This window comes from Paenisporosarcina sp. P4_E4_2, from assembly GCF_056401595.1.
Genome location: NZ_JBFUJC010000130.1, coordinates 1 through 8,179, shown reverse-complemented (window position 1 = coordinate 8,179; position 8,179 = coordinate 1). Strand labels below are relative to the sequence as shown.

General features: G+C 38.8%; 5 protein-coding genes, 1 tRNA gene and 1 pseudogene. 4 read left to right on the top strand and 3 right to left on the bottom strand.

Features of this window, described 5'->3' with window-relative positions; all coding sequences use genetic code 11:
* Positions 1-1,182 (bottom strand): HelD family protein (locus AC1DSB_RS10555; RefSeq protein ID WP_477586689.1); only part of this gene is annotated, 1,182 nt, incomplete at its 3' end.
* Between the two features lie 321 nt (positions 1,183-1,503).
* On the opposite strand from AC1DSB_RS10555, the gene kynA reads away from it, so the two are divergent.
* Together kynA and AC1DSB_RS10545 are read left to right on the top strand one after the other, a co-directional pair.
* Complete coding sequence (gene kynA, locus AC1DSB_RS10550) at positions 1,504-2,364, top strand: tryptophan 2,3-dioxygenase (protein ID WP_477530811.1); 861 nt, start codon at positions 1,504-1,506, stop codon at positions 2,362-2,364.
* A 12-nt stretch (positions 2,365-2,376) separates the two neighbouring features.
* Positions 2,377-3,102, top strand: coding sequence for a glycerophosphodiester phosphodiesterase (locus AC1DSB_RS10545; RefSeq protein ID WP_477530812.1), 726 nt, complete (start codon positions 2,377-2,379; stop codon positions 3,100-3,102).
* A 77-nt stretch (positions 3,103-3,179) separates the two neighbouring features.
* On the opposite strand, the gene AC1DSB_RS10540 is transcribed toward AC1DSB_RS10545, so the two are convergent.
* Positions 3,180-6,209 carry a S8 family serine peptidase gene (locus AC1DSB_RS10540; protein WP_477586688.1) on the bottom strand — a complete coding sequence of 1,010 codons (3,030 nt, stop codon included), beginning with the start codon at positions 6,207-6,209 and terminating at the stop codon, positions 3,180-3,182.
* Between the two features lie 201 nt (positions 6,210-6,410).
* A complete protein-coding gene (locus tag AC1DSB_RS10535) occupies positions 6,411-7,442 on the bottom strand; it encodes a DUF2804 domain-containing protein (protein WP_477530814.1) in 1,032 nt (343 codons plus the stop codon).
* A gap of 76 nt (positions 7,443-7,518) precedes the next feature.
* Here AC1DSB_RS10535 and AC1DSB_RS10530 point away from each other — a divergent pair.
* Both AC1DSB_RS10530 and AC1DSB_RS10525 read left to right on the top strand, forming a co-directional pair.
* Positions 7,519-7,591, top strand: a tRNA-Ala gene (locus tag AC1DSB_RS10530).
* Positions 7,592-7,907: 316 nt separating this feature from the next.
* A pseudogene (locus AC1DSB_RS10525) lies at positions 7,908-8,179 on the top strand (DUF6241 domain-containing protein); the annotation flags it as partial.

Below are 8,179 nucleotides of genomic sequence, written 5' to 3'. Positions count from 1 at the left end.
ATTCAGGATTTCTTTTTTCTTTTGTCGCACATGCGATTGCAAGATCGTCTTGATTCGTTCCAACCGTTTTTCTAGTGGCATATAGGAAAAATCGGACAAGAATAAGTTTCTTAATTTCGAACCACGCATAATGCAGTATTTCTCAATATATATATCTTCGAATTGGTTGGCTATCAATTTTTCATATTCATATAGAAAGGCGTCTACTAACAGTGTATAGGAAAGAGAGCCTTTCATTTGAGATATCCAAAGCATCATTTCATCAGGGTTTTCTTGTTCAGTTAATGCTGAAAGCTTCAAATTCACATCTTTAAGTTTCACTTTTATACCCGTGGCGTTCAAGACATATTCAGAGTAGGTTGTCTGGCATATTTGACCGACACCGAGCTCAGGTAATACATCTGCTATGTAGTCCATAAACAGTTTGGAAGGGGCTAAAATCATTAACTTTTCGGCTGGGAAATGTTCGCCCATCGTATAGAGGAAATAGGAAATTCGATGTAATGCAATGGTCGTTTTTCCACTGCCTGCCGCGCCTTGCACAATAATGGGTTGTTTTAAATGAGCACGAATAATTTCATTTTGTTCAGCTTGAATGGTCGATACAATTTCAGTCAAGCGAACATCCGCTTTACCTGAAAGTGCTTCTTGCAAAAGCTCATCATTGGTCGTTAAATCGATGTCGCGTACGGACTGCAATTCGCCTTTTTCAATGGTATATTGGCGTTTTGAAAATAGGTGACCGGTAAAAGTGTCTTCCCGTACATCGTATTCGATATCCCCGAGTCGCCCATCGTAATACACATTCGCCACTGGAGAACGCCAGTCTACAATAATCGGTTCCTGCGTTTCCCTATGGAATAAAGAAGTTTTTCCGATGTACAGCATTTCGCTGTCTTCGCCGTCTTTTTGGAAATGAATGCGTGCGAAATAAGGTTTTTGCTGAATGGCTTCCAGTCCTTCTTTTTGAGAGCGGGCCATTTCAAAAAACCGTGCGTTAGTTAAAATGTTCATGTAGCTTAAACTGGAATCCAAATAATCTAAATCAGCCATTGCGTGACGTATATTTTCCTGTGCTGATTTCACATCACGTTTCGATTCATCGAGTAACTGTTGCATATAGTGTTTAGTGTAGGTCAGGCGCTCTTGCTCTTGCTCAAAATCAGGATGTTTCTGTGTCATACAGTCCTCCGATATGAAGATTTTGCGTCCTGCAATTATGAAATGTCTAGCTCCATGCGCCAGCTCACACCTAAGCCAGAACCTCAGGCGAAATCAGGCTTTCGCATCGGTTCTTCCAGTGCCGGTGACGAGCTAAAAAGGCGCATTGCGCTTTTTCGAAGATGTTGGGGTTTGAAAACAGAATAGAATTGTACCATAGTTTGGTAATCTCATGCAATAAGAATTTTCAAAAAATTCAAGTAGTCTGTTAAAGTAGTAAATCTCATGTCATAATACAACTAGATGAGTTGAGTGAAAGTAGAGCCATAAGGGGATTTTAATATGGATAAGAAACCAATGGAAAACGGTCAAAACCGCGCAGCACTTGGAGAAGCAGGACTACATACAGATTTTAAAGAAAACATGACGTACGGGGAGTACCTTCATCTCGATAAATTACTGACAGCGCAGGACGGTTTAACCGATCACCACGATGAACCATTATTTATTATGATTCATCAAGTTTCAGAGTTATGGATGAAGCTGATTTTGCATGAATTGCGTGCAGCCAATAAAAATATTGAAAATGACGATTTGCAACCAGCGTTCAAACAATTAGCGCGCGTATCGAAGATTCAGACGCAAATCATACAAGGGTGGGATGTACTGTCCACTTTGACACCTGCGGAATACATGGAGTTTCGTTCGTCACTTGGCAATGCAAGTGGTTTCCAGTCGTATCAATATCGTATGATTGAGTTTGCACTCGGCTATAAAACGAAGCATGTGCTGAAAATCTATGAAAAAGATGAAGCATTGCTGAACACGTTGACAGATGCATTCCATCAACCAGGTTTATACGATGCGGCGATCAGAAAGCTGGCTCGTGCAGGTCTTCCTATTGATGAAGAAATGCTTCTGCGAGATGTATCGACTCCTTATGAGCCAAACGACAGTGTATTGGAAGCATGGAAGACTGTCTACCGGGATGTCGATCAATACTGGGAACTCTATCAATTAGCGGAAAAGCTCGTGGATATCGAAGACTGGCTGCAACAGTGGCGTTTCCGACATATGAAAACAGTCGAACGAATCATTGGCTTTAAGATGGGGACAGGTGGTTCTTCAGGTGTGAATTACTTAAAAAAAGTGCTGGACCAATATTTCTTCCCGGAACTATGGACTTTACGTACAGAAATTTAAGGAGGTCGTCACATGAAGATTTATGCACATCGCGGTGCATCAGGCACGTTTCCTGAAAATACACTCGCTGCATTTGAAGAAGCTGCCCGACTCGATATTCATGGAGTAGAATTCGATGTCCATCTAACAAAAGATGGAGAACTAGTCGTAATTCATGACGAAACAATTGACCGTACGTCCAATGGTGTAGGGTATGTAAAAGACTTAACGTTAGCGGAACTGCGTGCTTTTGACTACGGTAGCTGGTTTGGAAGTGAATTTGCAGGACAGAAGATACCTACTCTAGAAGAAGTATTAGCAGTTTTCCAACAAACAACACATCACATCAATATCGAACTGAAATCAGATATATTTCCATATGAAGGCATGGGGGAGAAAGTGCTGCACGTGATTGAAAAGATGGGAATGGCGGAAAGGGTCGTCATCTCGTCGTTTGATCACGAAGCAGTCCATGATTTTAAGAAACTAGCTCCTCATATTGAAGTCGCCATATTGACTATGGAGGTACTGGTGGATGCATATGACTATGCACGTTTTATTCCAGCGGACGCTCTGCATATATTCCTTCCGACTGCCCTTCGCAAAATGGCGAAAGAGGCATTAGTAAAAGGAGCAATCCTTCGCGTCTACACCGTGAATGATGTTGAGAATGCGATTGCTTTGCAGAAAATTGGTATACATGCGATTTTTACTGATTATCCAGAGAAAATGTTGCTAGCGGTCGGTAAAGGCTCTTGAAAAAGGGTTTTAGCGATAAGAATAAAAGGGAATCTCCAGTGATATGGAGATTCCCTTTCGCATTTGTGCAAATAGTTCTAGTATGCTTCTTCAATCGTAAAGAAATATTGATTGCCTAAAGAGTCTGTATATAGCAACCCGTAAGTGTTCACAGAGGCAACAGGGAACTTGGTATAGACTAAATTATTGATGCCATTTTTTAAGTTATATTCTTTTTCGTCGATTAAGTCGTTGTTGGAATCCCATACAAATAATTCAACTTTTACAGGAGCCTTTACAACCAGTGTCAATTTTAGATGCGTGTAGTAGGTAGAATAATTATCTGATGAAGAAAAAGTGTACTTGTGATCCACCAGCCAAATCGGTAGGTCATCATTTGTGATTTTTCCCAATACTGTTTGTTCGTTGCCTGAAGTATTGATGACTTTTATTTTATATATTAATTCATCTGAATAGACCAGATCACCATTGTCATCATAACCATCCCATATAAAATGATTAATTCCTTTGTCAGTTTTCTTGTCACTAATAATAGTCCGTATCTTGGCATTGCCGTCATAAATTTCTATTGTGACATTTGCTTGTTGAGATAACTTATAGAAGATTTCTGCTGTATCGTCATCAATAAACTGAACAACAGTAGGATATTGAATTTCAATTTGCGTTAAAGCAATATTCATAATTCCTTTGTATGTCTGGGATAAGTTATATGCATCCACAATTGAAATTTTATAAGAGTACTGTCCGTCTGGAAGGATTGTTCCAGACTGGTCTTTTCCATCCCAAACGAATGATTGATTTCCTTGGGATTTGGGAACATTCTGCTCAATCGTGCTTACCAAATTATCATTCTTGAATAGTTGAATGGTGACAATGCCGGGCTTGCTTAGTTTATATGAAAAAGATTGTTTTCCGTCACTTGTAAAAAAGTAACTTGCAGCGCCTTCAATAACGGGCTGATTCCAATCCTGAAAGGCGAAAGTAGTGGATTTCAAAGAAGCTTTATTTCCAGCACTGTCAAGAAGCTCGATTAATAAGTGGTAGTTTCCTTCAGCTACAAACTCTGAATTGTCATTTTTTCCATCCCAACTTAATGAATATGCTCCTTTTTTAATGGATTTCTCAGTATCAATTTTTCTGACTTTAACTCCCATATCATTTGCAACATAAGTGGTTAAAAATACGGTTTCACTCACATCGATTTTGCCCATATTCAGCAAAGACCCATTTAACTTCATCAGTTCCGAAGACAAAGCTATTTTTGCTGTTGGAATTATTGTGTCCACGGTGATGCTGAACTTGCGAGAGGTGCCTTTTATTTTGTTGGCATCAACCAGTGACATTTCGAGGCTGTAAACTCCATCTTTTACTTGGTTACCTTCGCTGTCTTTCCCATTCCACTGAACAGTCCTTTGACCTCTTGAAACAGAGGAATTGTTTAAGATGGACTTAATGATCTTATTATTTTTATCTTTAATAAAGGCAGTAACTTTAGCATTCTTATTCAATTCGTAGGGAACAGTTAATTTTCCAGTAACAGTTGGGGAATAGTTGACTGATCCAGATAAATTAATAGATGGAACTATTTTATCAATTACTTTCAAAGTAGCAGATAAATGAAGGTTTTCTCCATTGCCGCTCACTGCAGCTATTATTTTATAAGTACCGGTGGAAGCATACATGCCATTATCCATTCTTCCATCCCATGATGCCGAAAACTTGCCCCCGGACCAATCCTTATAGGAAACGAATTTTTTGATGGTGGTGCCTTTCGAGTTCTGAAGATACAACGAGATTTTTGAACCTTTAACACCTTCAAATGAAAAAGCAGTCTTATTTGATCCATTCATCGTAAATTTTGTAGAGGATAATTTGAGATTTGATATGGCTGAAGTAGTGAATTGAAGTGCCCGATATGCATCAACGCGACCATATCCAWAAAAATCGTCCCAGCCTCTATGGTATAAATCGACTGAAGACTTAGTAAGGATTTTTTCTAGCTGATCAGAGGTTAACAAAGGATTTTTAGAAAGAACCAAAGCAGCAACTCCTGAAACAACGGGGGCCGCCATAGACGTCCCGTCCAATGCTCCATATTTACTTCCGGAAAGAGAAGAAAAAATACCTTCGCCAGGGGCAGCTAAATCAATGTAACTTCCATAATTTGAGAACTCGGTAATTTCGTCATTCGAATCAGTGGCGCTAACCCCAATAACGCCATCAAGTGCAGCGGGATAACTCAATTCGTAACTTCTTTCATTACCTGCAGCAGCAATCATCAATACATCTTTAGCTTTTGCATATTGTGTGGCGTAATCCATTGCGTAGTTATAGCTCCCACCAAGACTCAAATTGATGATATCAGCATGGTGGTCAGCGGCATAAATAATGGCTTCACCAACATCATAGCTACTCGCGGAATCCCCTGTAAAAACATTGATTGGCATGATTTTAATATTCGGGGCGACTCCGGCACCTCCCGAATTATTGAAGGATGCCGCTATAATGCCTGCAACATGTGTTGCATGGTCTCGGGAATAAAAGGAGGTTCCTCCGGTTACTGCATTATAAGGAGAGACAAATTTTCCTTTTAAATCAGGATGATTTGTTTGAACACCTTGATCAATTACAGCAACAATAACTCCAGAACTTCCTTTTGTTTGATCCCAAGCACTGGAGGCATGAATTTTCTTTAAATGCCATTGTTTTGAATACGATGGATCCTTTGGTCTAAACGTATTTTCCAATTGATAGTTTGGTTCAACAAATTCGACTTGTTTATGTTTCAATAATTCCTTCGCCACTGCGGATAAATCAGAGCTCTTTGGTGTTGAAACCAGGGCGAACTTTCCATTTACTTGTATCGAAAGTTCTTTTGCATTTACGGAGTCCAGAATTTGTTTCCTTTCGCTCCCTGTAGCTGAAGCTTTGAAGGTTACAATTAATTGATTACTATAAAAGTCCTTGGAATCATCAAATAATGCCTCAATGTTGAATTTAGAAATTTTCGGTTCTACTTTTATTTCTTCAGCTCCGGCAAATTGTGTAGGCAGCCAAAAGAATATGTACGCAAATAAGAAAATCTTTAATTGTTTCTTAATATTCATCCTCCTTTAGATGAATTATTTTATGCTTAAGGACATGAGCCAATGTGGCATCAAAGTGAAAAGAAATGTTTTTATTAACAAAAATAAAAAAGCACCATCAGCAAGAATTTCCTAAATAGGAAAAATGCTTGGATAGTGCAAAACATATATATTTCTTCTTGTACCATTATTGAGGAACAGAAGTGCTCTCCACTTTACTAATTACCACTTAGCTTTGTGTTCATCGATACTTCCTAGCAATTGTGTGATAGGTAGGCGAGAGCCATCGTCCAAATAAACGAAGCCGTGATAGTAACCGACTAATTGATGGATTTCTGATGTGACGAGACGAGCGTTTATCTTCGCTTCACGTTTGAAAAATGGGGTAAACGTCAAATCGACATCACGTGAAAATTTCGACCGGATATGCCAAGGTTTCATATAATTGGTATCATCATAAGAAAAAATGACATCTTCTGAGATTTTTGACATGTGACCATCGACAAATACTGCGTTTTCCGTCATACCTGTTCCATCTGTCCATTTTCCGCCTAAGTTAAGGCCGATGCGTTGTTTGCCGACACGTTGAGAGGCCATCGCCCAGTTCCACGAAGCTTTTCTTGACCAAACGCCGCGACCATAATCCAGCACGGCATAGCTATCTTCAGGATTAAATGAATAACGCTTGTCCCCAATTTTCACAAAACCGCGCGTCGGTAGAGTATGATGCTTGGCCGTATATTGAAAGAGTTGACGATTCCACGGAATGACAACATTCAAAGTATCGTCATTTTCAGGATGCTCAATATGTAAATCCGCATGGAGCAAATCACCATCAAAGTCGGGAATGGTAACCGTCATATGCGTTTCATTTTGCATATGGAACAACTGAACACTCATTTCATTATTTGAAAATTTCACAGTTTCAAGTACTTGATTCGGCATTTGTACACGTTGACCCAATGGAATCGTAATAGTCTTCTCAAAAAAGCGTTGAGTTTCATAATCAAGGAAATATACACAACAAACCGCTGCGTAATCCAAATGGCGAATGCTTGCTGAAAATAAAATATCTTCACCATACACACACCAGTAATTCCATTTTTTCTTGCGCATAAAATGTCCGGATAAATTACTATCGATTAACGGTTTTCGGGAAAAACCTATTGCTGCAGGGTTCAAATTTCCTTTGGAATCGCATAATGCAATGGGCGTAATAATTTCACGCTCTGCATGTTGTTGCACTTTTTGCATTTCGCCACCCTCTCGCCTCTTGTATCAACTAACTATCATGCTATATACTAATTATTGTACCAAATATTTTGATAAAGGGGTATTAGCTCAGCTGGGAGAGCGTCACGCTGGCAGTGTGAAGGTCGTCGGTTCGAACCCGATATACTCCATCTATAAAAACCACTCATATCAATGGATTGAGTGGTTTTTGTTTTGTTAAAATAACAACATATTGAAATTATTGTGGGGCTGTATTATTGATTTTGTAATCATAATAAGCTGTATTTTTATTGAAATGGTAAAAAAATTAATATATGGACGTACTTAATCGAATCAGATTTAGTAAGTCTTTTTTGTTGTTCATTTCAGAACTGTAGCTATTATACGTAATTATCTGAAAAATCTCTTTATGATGTAAGTTTCTTACAGTAAAATGTAGATATTACCTTTTTGAAATTTTAATTCAGTGGCTCAATGGAGGGGAATATGAAGGAAACTAGCGGACCATTTAAATTGACCAAAATCCAAAAAGTATTGTTAATACTCACTTTTTTATCTGTCGTGGGAATTATCCTGTACGCTATTTATGGACAAGAAGCACCTATCATAAAAAAAGACGGAACCATTACGGAAAAAACGACTGAAGATGGCGGGAAAATTATTGAAGTTAAAGAAGTGAGAGATATGCCAGTGGAAGAAGAATTTCCGATGGATATGCCTGACTTTCAAGTCGGCCAAGTGATTCATCAAATGAGTCA

Bases quoted from the DNA above. Each gene is read 5' to 3' on its own strand.
- kynA (WP_477530811.1), top strand. From the start codon at position 1,504: ATGGATAAGAAACCAATGGAAAACGGTCAAAACCGCGCAGCACTTGGA.
- AC1DSB_RS10545 (WP_477530812.1), top strand. From the start codon at position 2,377: ATGAAGATTTATGCACATCGCGGTGCATCAGGCACGTTTCCTGAAAAT.
- AC1DSB_RS10535 (WP_477530814.1), bottom strand. From the start codon at position 7,442: ATGCAAAAAGTGCAACAACATGCAGAGCGTGAAATTATTACGCCCATT.